The following is a 14,911-nucleotide window of genomic DNA, read 5'->3' as shown; positions in this document are numbered from 1 at the left end:
AAGGCTTATTCCTCAACCACTTTGGCTTTGCGGCATGCATGAGAAAAGGTCGGATCATAGAGTTTTGAGTCGACAAAATCTTGCTCTCCTAACACTTTGCTTACGATGATCATCGCCGTTGAACGAATGCCTGCGTCATGCATTTGATCGGCAATGGTGGCTAACGTCCCACGTAATATACGCTGCTCTGGATGAGACGCTTTTTCAACCACGGCGACTGGCCAATCTTGTGGATACACATCAGACAATTCACGCACCACTTTGCGAATCAAGGTCGCACTTAAAAACAAACACAAGGTTGCTTCATGCTTAGCAAGGGAGCGCAGGTTCTCTTTTTCTGGCACGGGCGTTCTACCCGAAGCGCGGCTTAAAATGATGGTTTGGCATTTTTCAGGCAAGGTTAACTCTTGCCCCAACGCCGCAGCAGAAGCTTGAAAAGACGATACCCCGGGGATGACTTGCCAATCAATGCCCAGATCATCTAGGCGGCGTGTTTGCTCAGCCAAAGATGAATAAATAGAGAGATCGCCCGTTTGAACCCGCGCCACATCTTGACCGGCTTCATGAGCGTCTTGATACACTTTGGTAATGTCATCAAGATCCATATCCGCTGAGTTATACACTTGCGCATCGTCGCGAGCACGTTCAATCACGGCTTTAGGGACTAGGCTGCCAGCGTACATCACCACAGGACATTGCTCTACCAAGCGTGCCCCTTTCACTGTGATTAAATCTGGATCACCGGGGCCTGCGCCAATAAAGTATACGGTCATACGTTCACCTCTTGTGGCTGTGCTTCGGTAGTATTCAGTGAGTGGCCGCGTTTTTGGCCCTCTAACACTTTGCCGTCTGCCAATTGGTATTTGTTTTTGTAACCACGAGGCGTGACGATCCAGTCACCAAAACGGTAGCTATTACTGTTGCCTACAATAACAGCTGCGTTCATACCGAACTCAACTTTGGTGAATTCTGCCAGTGTCGTTAACGTCACTTTCTGATCGTCTCGATATGCCGCATTGACTACCGCTACAGGGGTTTCTGGGCTTCGATGTTTTAGTAATATTTCACGGGCAGTTTCAATGTGCTCGGTACGCTTTTTAGAGCGAGGGTTATAAAACGTCACCGCAAAATCCGCCATTGCCGCCGCTTCAACGCGTTTAATAATCACATCCCAAGGCGTGAGAAGATCCGACAAGGAAATAGTACAACTGTCGTGGCCTAACGGTGCACCAACTAAAGATGCACAGGCGTTCGCAGCCGTGATGCCGGGAATAATATCGAGCTCGACTTTGCCATTGAGTTCGGGATTTTGTTCTAATAGCTCTAATACTAAAGGGGCCATGGCATACATGCCAGAATCGCCAGAGCAAACCAATACCGCTTGTCTGCCTGCCGCCGCCGCTTCGACTGCGGCTTGAGCTCGTTCCCATTCGCGAGTCATGCCACTTTGAATGACTTCTTGCGCTAAAATCAGTTCTCGGATCAAATCTACATAGGCTTTATACCCTGCCACTACATCAGCGGTTTCAATGGCTTTACGAGCGGCAGGCGTCACCAAGTCAATACTGCCCGGCCCTAATCCGATTAGCGTAAGTTTGGCCATTATTTGTTAGCCTCTGGTGCGTTCAAACGAATCAAGCCTTCGTTGATTTGCTTGTCCATGATGGTGATAAGCTCCGGCATATCTAACATGCAGAATTTGTCGCCTTTCACCGGTTTGGCAATTGACACATCAAACTGATCGTCTAGCTCTGATTTGATCGCTTGCATGTCTTTTACAAAATGATTGCCAGAGACAAGCAATAGAGGAATCAAGGTTAGCTGAGGTTTATCTTCGTTAGCTTGAGCTTTGATTTGCTGACAGATCTCGCCTTTAACCAAGTCAAACGGCCATGCGCCTTCCAAAGAACAAGCAAAGTTGCGTGAAGATAATTTACCCAGCAGGCTATCACTATAATGGATAGATTGATGACCCGGGTTATCCAACAATGGCGCACCATGATGCACGTATAAGTTGAAGCCATTATCTGAAACAAAACGCTGATGCAAAGCGCCGATCAGGCGGCTAGTATGCTGGCTGTGATGCATAATGGCTGGCGTTTGCTCAATGTGTGCCAATGAAAACTGCTTAAAGCCATCAACAATGCTGGTTAGATAACGGTGCTCATCGGTTGGGAATAGGTACACCGATACCACTAAAATTCGTTGGTAGCCTTTGGTGTCTAAATCGGCTAGCACTTGCGGTAAGCTATGGCACTCTACCCCTTTGCTGGCCAGCTTTTTGATCACCATTTTGGAGCTGGTTGCAATGCGTACGAGAGCCTCAGGGTGGTTACTTTGTACGTGCTGGGCCACTTGCTCATAACGGTCTTGTTCTACTACCGAGCCAAAGCAACTTAATACGATGGCAGTGCCTTGGTTATAATGACGTAAACGTTTCATGATGTATTTTCCTTAATCTTTTAATTCTTCTAAACACTCTTTCGCACCTTCAATGGGTGCAAAAAACTGCTCTGATAATATGTTTTGTAATGGTGTACGTGTGTGCAATGCATCAAACAACGCTTGCCATTGTTCCAATGTGAATTCATCAATGGCTTTTAGCCACACACCGTTATTGATCGGCGTTTCGTGTTGAGTTAACCGCTCATACACCACCATCGCAGCGCGATTTCTGCATGCGCCAGCACAATGAGTACGGCTAATTTTGATGCGCTTATCGCCTTTGTCTAACCCCATGGTTTTAAGGATTTGACGTAAATCATGAGCAAGGTTTCGGCTACCTTGCTTGGCGCAGCGACCGCCTTCACACACCAGTAAGTGGTGCCTGTGGTAAAGCATTGGTCGGTTCAAATCAACGTGCTTGGGCTTGCATTCAAAACCTTCTACGACTTCATTGCCATGGGCGTTGATTTTGACAACTTCATCTAACCAGTTTTTCCATTTCTTACGGGCTAATGGTTCGTCATATTGAATACGTGTGCAGGCCAGTGTGATGTTAAAGCCGTCTTGTTTGTACTTCCATTTACCCACCACCAATTTGTTGGTGCTGCTACGTTTCAAGCTCGCGGCTTCGGCGACTGATGCAACACCCGTTACTTTTTTGACATACTCAGACGGGTTTTCAATCCCTTCTATGTCTGCTAGTTCTTGGGCTGGATAAGTCACAAACGGGATTTGGCTCGCTTGCGAGTATTCCAATATGCCCACTTCATCAGCTTTAAGGGCAATACTGGCCAATGCCGACAGGCTTTGATGAGCAAGATTATGTTCATTTAGAAACAAACGAATGCCGGTTTCTATCACATGCGCTGGCGTGTTTCTGTCGCAACCAATGCCGAGTACCAACGACTTAGGCCGCCAAAGTACGGTTTTGTCTTCCCATTGCTGCGCACCTTTCGGTTCCAACTGATCGGAGATAAGCACCAAACCATCCCATTTATTCGGCTCAAGCGACTCTAACTGAGAGCGGTGTTCGGGTAAATGATTCGACGATAGATCGGGATGGCACTGCACATTACTTGCCATAGAACGTTTATGAGGCCACCAAGTTTGTTCCCCTGCTTGCTGAACCACGAGCACGTTTTGTTCGTTAACAACCGCCGCGCTGACTGACGTAATGGCACTTTCACAACGCGGATCTAGCTTCCAACCAAATGATGCGCCTAACATATCAACAGATAATGTCCCCGCGACATCGGAGGCGGTGGTAACAACAGGGGTAGCCGCCAATGTTTTTGCCACTTGGCAAGCAAGGCTATTTGCGCCACCTCGATGTCCAGACAACATAGGAATAACGAAATGACCATGATCATCAATACATAACACGCCCGGATCAGTGCGTTTATCTTGTAATAATGGCGCAATCATACGGCTTACAATGCCCGCTGCAAAAAAGCAGATGTGGTGATCGTATTGGTTAAACTTAGGCGCCAAAAAGCTTGAAAGCGGTAAGGTTAACGTTTGAGCCTCTTCATAGGCCTCTTGGCCAATTGGGGCGACAAACACATCCGCAAAAGGTAAGGTTGATGCTAACCGCTTGGCCTGCTTTGCTCCATTTAGAGTGATGGCGTAGATGGCTATTTTCATGCGGCTTCGTCCTTGCTTACCCCATTGCGCTCACTCACAGGTTCTATCGCTGAATCTAACGCCTTACATTTTTGCGCCTCGGATGTGCCGCGTAATACGCCTCTGCGTGAACGAATAGAGATTTGAACCATAGAGAAGTAGCGGTTTTCTTCCGGTACGTCACTGAGGTTGCAGTAAATTTCTTGTTTATCTGTTGTTGCGTGAGATACGTAAGTTGCACACTCCAGTAGATCAAGTTTGGTTAGCTGTTCGATCAATTTAGGAATAACACGACCCGCTTTGATGAGCATGATTGTGTCGAACTCTTTAGACAGGCGCTCTAAGCATTCAATACCCCATGTTGCTGGTACAACACAAAAGCGCTCTTGACCATCCGCCAAAGGGATTTGAGTCTGAGACGGAATCGCAGTAATCGACGTAATGCCCGGAATGATTTCACTTTTTAATGCAGGTAGTAGCTCTGCAAGTTCTTCTTGAAGATACGCCCACGTGCTATACACCGATGGATCCCCCTCGGTTGCAAACGCCACTGACTTACCTTGCTTAAGATACTCAGCCAGAGTTTCTGCCGCTTTACGCCATGCTGGCATGTTGATGCTAGGATCTCGAGTCATTGGAAAATGCAGGTAACAAATTTGCCCCTGCATATCGCTTTCTTCTAGAACACCAGCAACAATCTGCTTTGCGAATGAATGATTAGAACCTAAGTCTTTCTCGGGAAAAGCCACCACATCCACTTCAGATAACAAGCGATGCGCTTTTAGCGTTAACAGTTCGCTGTCACCTGTTCCGACTCCGATGGCGTACATAGTTCCTAATGTCATGATTTACTTTCTCTTAATATTCTGTTGTTTTGCCTTGCGAAAGTGGAGACCTCGCAGGCTTGAATTTGTGACGGTCACACTCGGTTTGGTCGAGTGCTGCTGTTGTTCTTTTCTATTTGTTAAAGATGAACAGGTGGATGGGGTTATCCGCTTGATAACGGGTGTAATGCGCTAAAGGCACCCCATTTGAAATCGATACCAACTGCACCTGTACGGCAACACCATGACGTTTTGCCCAACTGTAGATTTCAGATACGGAATCTACAGTTACCGCCGATGCCACTAATACGCCCTTATTGGCGAGCCGTTGCCAAACGGTATCCAAAATGCTGTCCATTTGCCCACGACTGCCGCCAATAAACACACTAGATGGCTGCGGTAAGTCATCTAACCCTAACGGGGCTTTTTGTTTCACTAACGTCACGTTATCGGTACTGTGCGCTTGAATGTTCGCTTCAATCGACGGGTAGCAATCGGGGTTGGACTCAAGGGTAAACACCTGACCTTGAGCGCATTGTTTAGCGGCTTCTATCGCGACGGAGCCCGAACCTGTGCCTATATCCCACACCACATCCGTTGGTTTGATTCGCATGCTACACAATGCTAAATGGCGTACTGATTGCTTTGTGATCAGGCCACGTTTTGGCATGCGTTTTTCAAAATCATCATCGCTCGCGTACTGGCCTAACCCACCCCATGCTTGAATATCGGGATTTAGGTGGCGCTTCAATATCACGACATTAAGGGAGTCAAATTCACGCTCCGACTCTGCCAGTGAAGAGACCGTCCACTCGGATATATTTTCCGTGGTTCCACCTAAGTTTTCTGCTACCCAAACCTGCCAATTCGCGTTATTAAATTTCAGTAAATGATTGGCAATGCGAGCCGGGTGGTTCTGTTTGTCTGTTAATAGGCAAAACAAATCACCCTGCTGCATTTGACTGGACAGCCCTTGAATTGAGCCGTAATGTTGGGATCGTCCATGCAGTGAAACGGATTTTGCATCCTGCCAAGCAAGGCCAATGCGGCTGCAAGCTAATTGCATAGAACTTGGAGAAGGAATAAAGCGCAGTTCATCATTGGGTAAACGTTTTAATAATGTGCTGCCGATGCCAAAGAACAAAGGATCACCAGAAGCCAACACAACCACACCGCCTTCTTCGCTTTCTTCCAGTACTTGAGCAAGCCATGTCGAAAAGCCGACCTCCATGTTCAGTACCGTACCCTTGAATTGGGGAAACCATTCAAGTAAGCGCGTGTTACCTGCTAATACACGAGCCTTTTCTACCCTGTTTACCGCTCTGCTCGTCAAGCTTAAACAGCCATCTTCCGGCACGCCGATAACCGTCACAGCCGCTTCTTTTTGCTCAATACACACCATCTAGATGATCTCCTATCTGGCAATTAAATAGATTGAGCAAGCAGGGCATGAATGGTCGACACCACTAATGGACTGCCGCCTTTACGCCCTAAACTCGCAATGAACGGCACTTTATTTTGTTCGTATAGAGCTTGTTTTGACTCGTCTGCCTTTACAAAGCCGACAGGAATACCAATCACCAACGCAGGTTTTACTTCGCCCACCTCGATCATTCTTAGTAGCTCTAACAATGCCGTGGGTGCGTTACCGACGCCAACGATTGCGCCGTCAAGTAACCCATTATCGCGAGCGTATTGCATAGAATGGATTGCACGCGTTTGTCCCGTTGCTTTTGCATCACGAATGACATCTGGATGAGATATAAAACAACTCGCTTCATTGCCAAAGTGATTGAGTCTTGGCTTATTTAAGCCCGTGACGATCATGCTCACATCGGTAATGATGGGTGCGCCCGATTGCAACGCGGCAATACCCGATGCCACGGCATCGTCACTAAATTTAAACAAATCAGCGTATTCAAAATCGCCGGTGGTATGAATGGCGCGACGAACAATGTTCCATTGCTCTGCAGTAAAGCAATGACCACCATGAAAGCGTTCGATTTCGTCATCAATAATGGTGAACGAATCACTCTCTATTTGACGGCCTTGCTGAGTCATTTGACGCATCTTTTCCATTTCACTATTCCTTAATTTTGTTCATCAACCGTGTGACTATTCCAAACGCTCATATCTCAATTTCCCCATAGCTTTTTCTTCCCCCGCCTTATGCCTTAAGCCCTAAGCCTTGAACACAATATTTCGCCAACAATTCACCATTAAAATCAATCAGTCGATATTCAATTGTCACCGCATGTTTAACGTACACAGCAGCATGCTCCGCTGCTTGTTGGCATAAAAGGTCTAAAAAAGGTTGGTGGTTGGTTTCTCGCCATAAATCCAACACGTGTCTTCCGGTGTTTGCTTGGCGTATTTGCGCGCATGCATCGGCATCGAGTTTGGATTGCACGGCTAGGTCAGCAAGCAGAGAAAAATCAATCGCACGGCCTGATACGTGTGTCATCATATGACCGGCCACCATTTTGGCGAGCTTACCAATCATGGCGACAACGGTTACTTTTGGTACTTCGTAGCGTTTCGATGCTCGTAGCCCCACTCCAACAAAATCACCCGCTTGAATAAAACAAAGTGAATCAAGTGTTGGCAGCATGGTCATGGCGGATTTTTCAGAGCGAGATCCGGTAGTCAGCACAACGTGGCGCTGGCCGTTCGTTTGCGCAATTTGTACCGACTGCCTAACAGAGGCGGAAAACGCCGACGTTGAATAGGGTTTCACAGTACCACGAGTACCCAGAATGGATATCCCGCCTATCAAACCAAGTCTCGGACCTATGGTTTGCTTGGCGCGCTCTACGCCATCAGGTACGCGGATTTCTAAACGCATGCCTTGTGCCAACTTCAGCTCTTGGGAGGCCTGAGCCCATTCTAAAAGTGCCATGTCCTGAATATTACGTAGCGGCACAGGATTAATGGCCGCCACACCAACAGGAAGCTCTAAGCCTGGTAAGGTGACTCTTGCCACCCCCACACCACCATCAACCTCAAACCCGGGCTTCTCACCCCAAGTTGAATAACATTGAACTTCAGCGTCGTGGGTGCAATCTGGGTCATCGCCAGCGTCTTTAATGACACCCGTCAGTACGCCCTGCGGGGTAATATCAAATCGCTGTAATGCAAATGTCGCGGGTTCGCCGTTTGGGAGAGTAATTGTGATGTGTTCAAGAGGCGTGTTGTGCAATAAACCATAGACGGCAGCTCGACTCGCGGCAGCAGCGCATGCGCCCGTCGTAAAACCAGTTCGAAGATCCGAACGATTTTTAGAGCGCTTGACTTTGGTTACTGAGGACTGGAGCCCCGTAGGCTTAGTTACCGAAGACGGAGTTACCATGGGTTGGGTTCCCATAAGCAAACGCTCGCTCTAACGCTTAAAAAAGCGCAAGCTCGTTGTAAAATAGCAATGGGTAAAGTCGATAAAAATGTGTGTAACACCGCGCTATTGTCTCGCCTGTCTGTCTCGTTCGTCGGCCTATAAAAGCGTCAAAACCGTGAGTTACAGAAAGTCGAATACTGCCGCGCCCTGCTATAATTTAAAGACAATTATGCAGTAAATTTGGCTTTCACTGAGTAGCCCCGCCCAGTATTCGAAAATTCCATGTCCTTTGCAGATGATGCAAAGGTTAGTAACAGGTATTCTGACTCACGACTAAAACGCATTATCGCCTTCCCAACTCACGATCTTAGAGTCAGTGGCCTTGATAATACTCATCGCATACAGCTGCGGGTACAGTTTAGGATTCTCACCTAATTCCCTGCTCAACGTCCGTTGAGGTCTTGTAAAACAAAACATTACTTATAATAACCAGATGGATTGTAATGGATATGACGAGAACTATAAACCGATTATTTGATTGATTTCATATCTAACAATGTAATTTGACCGTTTTCCGGTATGCCCTCGCCAATTTCCCAGCCTTTTCGCCCATGTGCAAGATTAAGCGCGGTTCGTATCCATTCTCCGTGGCTTACGACCCAAACCGTTTCAAATGGGTGTCTCTTTATTAACGTATTCAGAAAACTCGCAATACGTGATTCAAAGTCCGAATCTGATTCCGCCCCATACTTATTACCAAAGGGTTGATCAAAACGCCGATGGTAGCAATCCCAATAGACTTGATTGGTTACCTGCTTACCCTCTAATTCGCCAAAACGCCTTTCGCGAACGTTGTCATTAGGAATAAGGTAACCATTCACTTGGTTTGCGATAATTCGAGCCGAAGACAAGGCTCGGCCTAAATCACTGCAATAGATAGGAGGATGCGAAGGTTGATGTTCAGTCTTAGCTAAATGAACCGCACGGGAAAAATCAACATTTTGGAAGTGACGCTTCCCAGAAGCGCTGAGTTTACTGTCTTTCCACCCCTGCAATTTCGATTCTAAATTCCATTGCGTTTTTGCATGGCGAACAAGGAGGATACGAGTTTGCGACATTCAGCCTGATCTCGGTTGAGTAATGAGCGTAAATTTAGCGAGAACAATAAAGTTACACCTCAATAAAGTAAAGGGGTTATCCGCTTATTCTGGTTCCTACGGACATACCAATGGCAAGCTCTCTAGTACTCATTATCAACATCGGTCACCTGCAAATAGATCCGTTGTAAGAATTCACTGATTAAAACTTACTTATCACTCGCAACTTTTTCCTAACTCTGAATCGATATAAGGAATATGTGTTAGGTTTCACTCATTTATACTATGAGGCTGATTAAGTATGAAATCTATGTACCTATCTAGATGCTTTTTTGGGCTATTAATACTCGCCAATTCAATTCGAACCTATTTCCCTTCAAATTCACTGCGTGAGAGTTACTTTGAATTTACAGATATTTTCCAGTTTCCTATTATCCTTTTCACTTTAATCGCGCTATTTGGCCTCGCCTATAACAAAGACGTTTTTACCCACAACACTTATCGTGTAATTGCTGTTACCTATATGGTTAACTCACTGTATTACATGTTAATGCCTGTCTTTTTTTATTGGGAACAAACAAGCGATATCGGTGTCGACATCATCATATTTTTGATAACCGACTTTCTAGTATTTGGGTTATTATGGAGCAACAGAAAAATTCAGCAGTAGCGACCTGGCAAATCATATCTGCCTTTTCGCTGTGGCCGTTAAAAACATAAAGTGGCCATCAAAAATGGGTTCCCCCACTACCTTGATGACCACCATACATACTTAGCTTTTAGCACTTCGCTTTTAGCTTTTAAGACTTCGAAAGATGAACCTCTTCTTCTTTCTCGCCAGCTTTAGGGTCGTTGAATCGTTCTAGATCCAAGGCACCTTCAGATTTAGCCACAATACAACTTACTGCGCTGTCACCGGTGATATTAACTGCAGTACGGATCATATCTAGCAGACGGTCTACACCCATAATCAGAGCGATACCTTCTAATGGCAGACCAACTTGGTTTAATACCATTGCCAACATAATCAAGCCAACACCAGGGACACCCGCAGTACCAATAGACGCTAGCGTTGCCGTGAAGATAACCGTTAAATAATCCGCCATGGTAAGGTCAATATTGTAGGCTTGCGCAATGAACGCCGTCGCCACACCTTGCATGATTGCAGTACCATCCATATTGATGGTTGCACCTAGCGGTACGGTAAATGACGCAACTTTGTTATGCACACCTAAACGGTTCTTTACGGTTTCAAGTGTTACCGGAATGGTCGCGTTTGATGACGCAGTAGAGAATGCAAACATCACAGCATCTTCCATTTTACGTAGGAACGTAATTGGATTTAGACCCGCAAAAGACTTCAACATAAAGCTGTAGGTGATCAAACCGTGAAGCAATAAAGTGGCAGACAACACTAAGAAGTATTCGGCCAGATTAAGGATCGCCCCTAAGCCCAAGCCGGTAAACAATTTCGCCATTAAGAAGAATACACCGTATGGTGCAATGTTCATCAGTAAAGCGACAAGCTTCATGATCACTTCGTTTAAATCGCTAAAGACGGCAGCAACACGTTCGCCCGCTTCACCTGCGGCACTGATTGCAATACCGAATAATACGGCGAACACGATAACTTGAAGTGTTTTACCTTCAGCCATTGCGCTAATTGGGTTGGTTGGGAACATATCAATGATCACTTGCCCCAAAGAAGGCGCAGCAGCAGATTGGAACGAATTGGCTGCCGTTAAGTCGGCGCCAGCACCCGGCTGGAAAATCGTACCCATGGCCAATGCCAAAGAAATAGCGATAGCAGTGGTGACTACATAGAAGCCTACGGTTTTACCGCCAAGGCGCCCAAGTGTTGCGACATCTTTTAGAGAACTGGTGCCACACACCAGAGAAACGAAGACTAAAGGAACGACTAGCATTTTTAAACTAGCGATAAAGATTTTGCCGCCAACCTCAAAAAGGCCATTTACGATATAGGCGTCGACAAACCCGTTTTCTGCAAACAATGCGCGAATTATAAATCCTGTCAATATACCCGCTACCATACCGATAATTACTCGACCGGTTAGCGACATTGGTTTTTTGGTATTCTTCATGAACACTCCTTTTGTTGTACACTTTGCCATCATTGCAAAGCGCCAAGGAGATTAGCAGCACATCCAAATTTTTCTGAAATTAAATTTCACCGCTCAATCATTAACGTGATCTAACTCACTACAAATCGCCACGCCGCAACAAAAAACCAACATAAGACCCACCAAGCGGAAACAAAACAGAATAATAATTAAACAAATGCTCCCTGCGCGATATATATCACCATAAACACATAACAATATGAATCTTCCCACATAGTAATCTAATTACATTCTTAGCTCAGTGTTTAGGCTTTATTCTAAGGCTATGCCTATCTTTACCTTGGTCGTTCTTCGCATTTACAAACCAGTAAGTGAACGTATAAAACATAATCATTATTCTTCCCCTAACCCAACCACACAGTGCTTAACACTGATTTTTTACCATTTTACAGTTTATTGACTTAACTCAACGAGCACTCAAACCAAGGATGTGATACAAAATGGTATCCAGAGATTCGCAACATCTAAAATCGGCAGCACGGACTGTTCGTGCCCTTTCAAATAGTAGGAACTCAATATATGAACGTCATGTTATTTAGCAATGGTAAATTGCCTGGAAACCAGAAAATTCTCGAATACGGTTTGGAGTGGATTGAAGAAGCCGTTAAGCGCACTGGCGCCAAAAAGTTCGTATTTGTTCCTTATGCGATGATCCGCGGAGACTACAGCGAGCGTGTTGATGCCCTTAATGAAGTGCTTTCGCCTTATGGTTGTGAAGTTGTAGGCATCCACCAAGCTGACGATCCAGTAAAAGCGATTGAAGAATCTGATGGCATTCTCGTGAGCGGTGGCAATACCTGGGTACTGAATAAAACGCTTCATGACTTAGGGCTTATTCGCCCTATTCGCCAAGCTGTCTTGAATGACAACAAGCTGTACATAGGCTGGAGCGCGGGAACCAACATTGGCACGCCAACCATACGCACAACCAATGACATGCCGATCGTTACAGCGGCTATCTTACCTGCATTGAATTTAGTGCCATTCCAAATTAACCCACACTATATTGAGGCCAACATTTCTGGCCATATGGGTGAGACACGCGACGAACGTATCGAAGAGTTCTTAGTCGTTAATCCTCACGAAGTCGTGGTTGGTATCCCTGAAGGAACCATGCTCCAAGTTGTTGGCGATAAGCTCACTTACCACAGTGCTAACCAAGCTCCGTTAAAACTGTTCAGGCACCAACAAGAATCTGAATACTTTAATGAAGGTGATGACTTTAGCTTCTTAATGAACCACGGTTGCTAACCCACATTCCAGTTCATAACTGAAGAACCCAAGTTCGGCGTATTTATTTGCGACATCGCATATTTGCGTCGAACTTTTTATATGTACCTACATCACCACTCCCCCCGTTAAATAGCACGTTCAAGTTCCAATAACTTCTTTTTCGTATCAACACCACCAGCATAGCCTGTTAGCTTTCCGCTTTTACCAATCACGCGATGGCATGGCACAATAATAGAAATAGGATTTTTGCCATTCGCTAACCCGACAGCTCTAACTGCTTTGGGGTTATCAATTGCATTCGCGAGATCTTGATAGCACCATGTTTCGCCATGCGGGATAGTCGTTAACGCTCTCCATACTTTTTGTTGAAAATCCGTGCCTGTCGCCGCTAACGGGATATCAAAGTTCTGCCTTGCACCTGCGAAATATTCCGCCAGTTGCAACCTTGTTTTATCGATGAGTGAATGATCAACTTTTCTCTCTCCCAACTCATCCGGTTTGGTGGTGTGGACATCAAACCACACTCCTAGTAGGCCTTCATTACTGACTTGGATGGTGATTCGGCCCATTGGCGAGTGATATTCATCATAAAAGGTCATTTTTCAATCCTTAGACTTTCTGTAATTTATTCAATTTGGATTAAGCTCTGGTAATTGTATTCACGCATTATTCCAGCAATGCAGTGTTGCGTAACTCCCCCAAGGAGCTACATCCGTTTTGTTTAGTTCGGGCCACTTGGTCATCGCTTTTTTGACCACTAAGTCGTTATCTAGAAATAGATCGGGCTGAGATGAACCACGCATTTGCGCGTAATTTATTGTCCAAGGGCCGATGCCTTTTAGCTCGATCCAATCGCGAGCTGGAGCATGAGGGTTCTCAAGCATAAACTGGGCAAATCGAGCTAACGTATCTTTGCGACTTTGAGGCATTCGCAAAAAGGACAGATCCACAGTTGATACCGTTTCAGCACTCGGAAAAACCATTTTTCCGTCCACTTGATCCGCACACTGCTCTACCAAGACATTCAATTGATTAATTGCCGCTTTTACTGAGACTTGCTGGCCTAATATCGCCCTAACTCCGGCTTCCCACTCATTCCACAGTCCCGGAATTCGAATGCCCGATTCCGTAATTAAGTCGGGAGCTAACTGACTTAATTGAGCTTCAATATCCAATACATTCGTGTCTAAATCAAACATTCTTCTCAGCCTTACCACTAACGCTTTTAACTGTGATGGTTCGGCAATATCAAACTCCACAGTTAGTGCATTATTTGTTTCCATGCTTGCCTTAAACCACCCCGAGGTACCATTAAGCGTAAAGGTGCGCTGATAACTGTTATCTCCAACACGTTCAACAGTGTCAATTGCCCTCAAGCGATAAAAATTCAGCATATGATGCCAGTTCAGTTGCCCCTGAAAAGCCAATTGAATTTGATTCGTTTTCTGGTCATTCAGGTTTGTTTTTCGTATCTGACTTGGTGAAAGGCGTAGAAGTTTTTTAAATGCATCATTAAAACGTCTAACACTATTAAAACCACTAGCAAAGGCAATATCGGTAATCGTCATACTGCTGGTATGGAGTAACTGCTTGGCAAACATGAGTTGGTGGTACTGAGCGTATTGCTTTGGTGACATACCCATGTATTTGTCGAACAGCTGGCGTAAGTACCGATCGGTAATACCCAGTCTTTCGGCCAATAGCGCTAGGGTCGTATTGTGTAAGTCACCTTGTTCTATCATCTTTACTGCTCTTTGAAAGGAAACTTCCGTGCCTTTCCAAGCCCAAGAACTCGGTGCGCTGTCGGGTCGGCAACGTAGGCAAGGACGATACCCCGACTGCAATGCTTGCGCTTTATCATGAAAATACTCAACATTTTTCTCCAGAGGAAGATTCGCCGGGCAGATAGGGCGACAAAAAATCTTGGTTGTTTTCACTGCGACATAAAATTTACCATCAAAACGCGCGTCTCTTGCTGTCCTCGCTCGTTGACATTCCTCTTGGCTCATTTTCGTTTTTTGATCTTCCATAACCGCGCCTAATTCAGTGCAATTGCTGCTAGTGTCCGTTAAGTGTAACCGCTAAATAAACTCAAAGTAGCCATTTTCGGAACTCAATGATAACAAGTGATGCTAAGCTAAAACACATTGATATGATCGCACTGATGGCACATGCGATGGGTGCCATTAATCTAGGCCTCAACGCAACAAGGTGTGA

Annotated in this window: 15 protein-coding genes and 1 riboswitch; of the genes, 3 read left to right on the top strand and 12 right to left on the bottom strand. The window is 45.6% G+C overall.

Going from position 1 to position 14,911, the window contains the following annotated elements; all coding sequences use genetic code 11:
* Positions 1 to 5: 5 nt before the first annotated feature.
* The 8 genes from cobM to VTAP4600_RS23655 form a co-directional block, all read right to left on the bottom strand.
* Positions 6 to 773, bottom strand: coding sequence for a precorrin-4 C(11)-methyltransferase (gene cobM / locus VTAP4600_RS23690; RefSeq protein WP_102525153.1), 768 nt, complete (start codon positions 771 to 773; stop codon positions 6 to 8).
* Entirely contained in the window at positions 770 to 1,603 is an 834-nt protein-coding gene (gene cobJ, locus VTAP4600_RS23685; RefSeq protein WP_102525152.1) for a precorrin-3B C(17)-methyltransferase, read from the bottom strand. Before cobJ ends, cobM begins: the two co-directional genes overlap by 4 nt.
* Positions 1,603 to 2,442: a sirohydrochlorin cobaltochelatase gene (locus VTAP4600_RS23680; protein ID WP_102525151.1), complete on the bottom strand. Its 840-nt coding sequence runs from the start codon at positions 2,440 to 2,442 to the stop codon at positions 1,603 to 1,605. The genes cobJ and VTAP4600_RS23680 overlap by 1 nt, the downstream gene beginning before the upstream one ends.
* Before the next feature lie 12 nt (positions 2,443 to 2,454).
* Entirely contained in the window at positions 2,455 to 4,089 is a 1,635-nt protein-coding gene (locus tag VTAP4600_RS23675; protein ID WP_102525150.1) for a cobalamin biosynthesis protein, read from the bottom strand.
* A complete protein-coding gene (cobI, locus tag VTAP4600_RS23670) occupies positions 4,086 to 4,913 on the bottom strand; it encodes a precorrin-2 C(20)-methyltransferase (RefSeq protein ID WP_102525149.1) in 828 nt (275 codons plus the stop codon). Before cobI ends, VTAP4600_RS23675 begins: the two co-directional genes overlap by 4 nt.
* 112 nt (positions 4,914 to 5,025) lie before the next feature.
* Positions 5,026 to 6,294 (bottom strand): precorrin-6y C5,15-methyltransferase (decarboxylating) subunit CbiE, encoded by a 1,269-nt coding sequence (gene cbiE, locus VTAP4600_RS23665; protein WP_102525148.1) that lies wholly within the window; start codon positions 6,292 to 6,294, stop codon positions 5,026 to 5,028.
* Between the two features lie 23 nt (positions 6,295 to 6,317).
* Positions 6,318 to 6,971, bottom strand: a complete 654-nt coding sequence (locus tag VTAP4600_RS23660) for a precorrin-8X methylmutase (protein WP_102525147.1) — start codon at positions 6,969 to 6,971, stop codon at positions 6,318 to 6,320.
* 88 nt (positions 6,972 to 7,059) lie between these two features.
* The gene (locus tag VTAP4600_RS23655; RefSeq protein WP_102525146.1) at positions 7,060 to 8,241 is read right to left on the bottom strand and encodes a cobalt-precorrin-5B (C(1))-methyltransferase; all 1,182 of its coding nucleotides are present in this window, start codon (positions 8,239 to 8,241) and stop codon (positions 7,060 to 7,062) included.
* A gap of 3 nt (positions 8,242 to 8,244) precedes the next feature.
* Between VTAP4600_RS23655 and VTAP4600_RS26035 the strand changes: the two genes are divergently transcribed.
* A complete protein-coding gene (locus VTAP4600_RS26035; protein ID WP_172443216.1) occupies positions 8,245 to 8,385 on the top strand; it encodes a hypothetical protein in 141 nt (46 codons plus the stop codon).
* 133 nt (positions 8,386 to 8,518) lie between these two features.
* A riboswitch (cobalamin riboswitch) is annotated at positions 8,519 to 8,719 on the bottom strand.
* Between the two features lie 34 nt (positions 8,720 to 8,753).
* Here VTAP4600_RS26035 and VTAP4600_RS23650 read toward each other — a convergent pair.
* Positions 8,754 to 9,341 (bottom strand): histidine phosphatase family protein, encoded by a 588-nt coding sequence (locus tag VTAP4600_RS23650; RefSeq protein WP_102525145.1) that lies wholly within the window; start codon positions 9,339 to 9,341, stop codon positions 8,754 to 8,756.
* A 280-nt stretch (positions 9,342 to 9,621) separates the two neighbouring features.
* Here VTAP4600_RS23650 and VTAP4600_RS23645 point away from each other — a divergent pair, with 280 nt between their 5' ends.
* Positions 9,622 to 9,990 carry a DUF2700 domain-containing protein gene (locus VTAP4600_RS23645; RefSeq protein WP_145958611.1) on the top strand — a complete coding sequence of 123 codons (369 nt, stop codon included), beginning with the start codon at positions 9,622 to 9,624 and terminating at the stop codon, positions 9,988 to 9,990.
* Positions 9,991 to 10,120: 130 nt separating this feature from the next.
* On the opposite strand, the gene VTAP4600_RS23640 is transcribed toward VTAP4600_RS23645, so the two are convergent.
* Complete coding sequence (locus VTAP4600_RS23640) at positions 10,121 to 11,422, bottom strand: dicarboxylate/amino acid:cation symporter (RefSeq protein ID WP_102525143.1); 1,302 nt, start codon at positions 11,420 to 11,422, stop codon at positions 10,121 to 10,123.
* A gap of 558 nt (positions 11,423 to 11,980) precedes the next feature.
* On the opposite strand from VTAP4600_RS23640, the gene pepE reads away from it, so the two are divergent.
* Positions 11,981 to 12,712, top strand: a complete 732-nt coding sequence (pepE, locus tag VTAP4600_RS23635) for a dipeptidase PepE (protein ID WP_102525142.1) — start codon at positions 11,981 to 11,983, stop codon at positions 12,710 to 12,712.
* A gap of 107 nt (positions 12,713 to 12,819) precedes the next feature.
* Here the strand turns inward: pepE and VTAP4600_RS23630 are convergent, their stop codons facing one another.
* Positions 12,820 to 13,293 (bottom strand): methylated-DNA--[protein]-cysteine S-methyltransferase, encoded by a 474-nt coding sequence (locus tag VTAP4600_RS23630; RefSeq protein ID WP_102525141.1) that lies wholly within the window; start codon positions 13,291 to 13,293, stop codon positions 12,820 to 12,822.
* A gap of 60 nt (positions 13,294 to 13,353) precedes the next feature.
* Positions 13,354 to 14,724 (bottom strand): DNA-3-methyladenine glycosylase 2 family protein, encoded by a 1,371-nt coding sequence (locus VTAP4600_RS23625; RefSeq protein WP_102525140.1) that lies wholly within the window; start codon positions 14,722 to 14,724, stop codon positions 13,354 to 13,356.
* Between the last annotated feature and the right edge of the window lie 187 nt (positions 14,725 to 14,911).

Source organism: Vibrio tapetis subsp. tapetis, assembly GCF_900233005.1.
In the GTDB taxonomy this organism is placed as follows: Bacteria; Pseudomonadota; Gammaproteobacteria; order Enterobacterales; family Vibrionaceae; genus Vibrio; species Vibrio tapetis.
Note: the sequence above shows the minus strand (reverse complement) of the source record. Positions and strands in the feature narration are given on the sequence as shown.

Excerpts from the sequence above, each read along its gene's own strand:
- VTAP4600_RS23625 (WP_102525140.1), bottom strand. The coding sequence starts at position 14,724 with ATGGAAGATCAAAAAACGAAAATGAGCCAAGAGGAATGTCAACGAGCG.
- VTAP4600_RS23660 (WP_102525147.1), bottom strand. The coding sequence starts at position 6,971 with ATGGAAAAGATGCGTCAAATGACTCAGCAAGGCCGTCAAATAGAGAGT.
- VTAP4600_RS23645 (WP_145958611.1), top strand. The coding sequence starts at position 9,622 with ATGAAATCTATGTACCTATCTAGATGCTTTTTTGGGCTATTAATACTC.
- cobJ (WP_102525152.1), bottom strand. The coding sequence starts at position 1,603 with ATGGCCAAACTTACGCTAATCGGATTAGGGCCGGGCAGTATTGACTTG.
- VTAP4600_RS23640 (WP_102525143.1), bottom strand. The coding sequence starts at position 11,422 with ATGAAGAATACCAAAAAACCAATGTCGCTAACCGGTCGAGTAATTATC.
- cbiE (WP_102525148.1), bottom strand. The coding sequence starts at position 6,294 with ATGGTGTGTATTGAGCAAAAAGAAGCGGCTGTGACGGTTATCGGCGTG.
- cobI (WP_102525149.1), bottom strand. The coding sequence starts at position 4,913 with ATGACATTAGGAACTATGTACGCCATCGGAGTCGGAACAGGTGACAGC.
- pepE (WP_102525142.1), top strand. The coding sequence starts at position 11,981 with ATGAACGTCATGTTATTTAGCAATGGTAAATTGCCTGGAAACCAGAAA.
- VTAP4600_RS23630 (WP_102525141.1), bottom strand. The coding sequence starts at position 13,293 with ATGACCTTTTATGATGAATATCACTCGCCAATGGGCCGAATCACCATC.
- VTAP4600_RS23650 (WP_102525145.1), bottom strand. The coding sequence starts at position 9,341 with ATGTCGCAAACTCGTATCCTCCTTGTTCGCCATGCAAAAACGCAATGG.
- VTAP4600_RS23655 (WP_102525146.1), bottom strand. The coding sequence starts at position 8,241 with ATGGTAACTCCGTCTTCGGTAACTAAGCCTACGGGGCTCCAGTCCTCA.
- cobM (WP_102525153.1), bottom strand. The coding sequence starts at position 773 with ATGACCGTATACTTTATTGGCGCAGGCCCCGGTGATCCAGATTTAATC.
- VTAP4600_RS23675 (WP_102525150.1), bottom strand. The coding sequence starts at position 4,089 with ATGAAAATAGCCATCTACGCCATCACTCTAAATGGAGCAAAGCAGGCC.
- VTAP4600_RS23680 (WP_102525151.1), bottom strand. The coding sequence starts at position 2,442 with ATGAAACGTTTACGTCATTATAACCAAGGCACTGCCATCGTATTAAGT.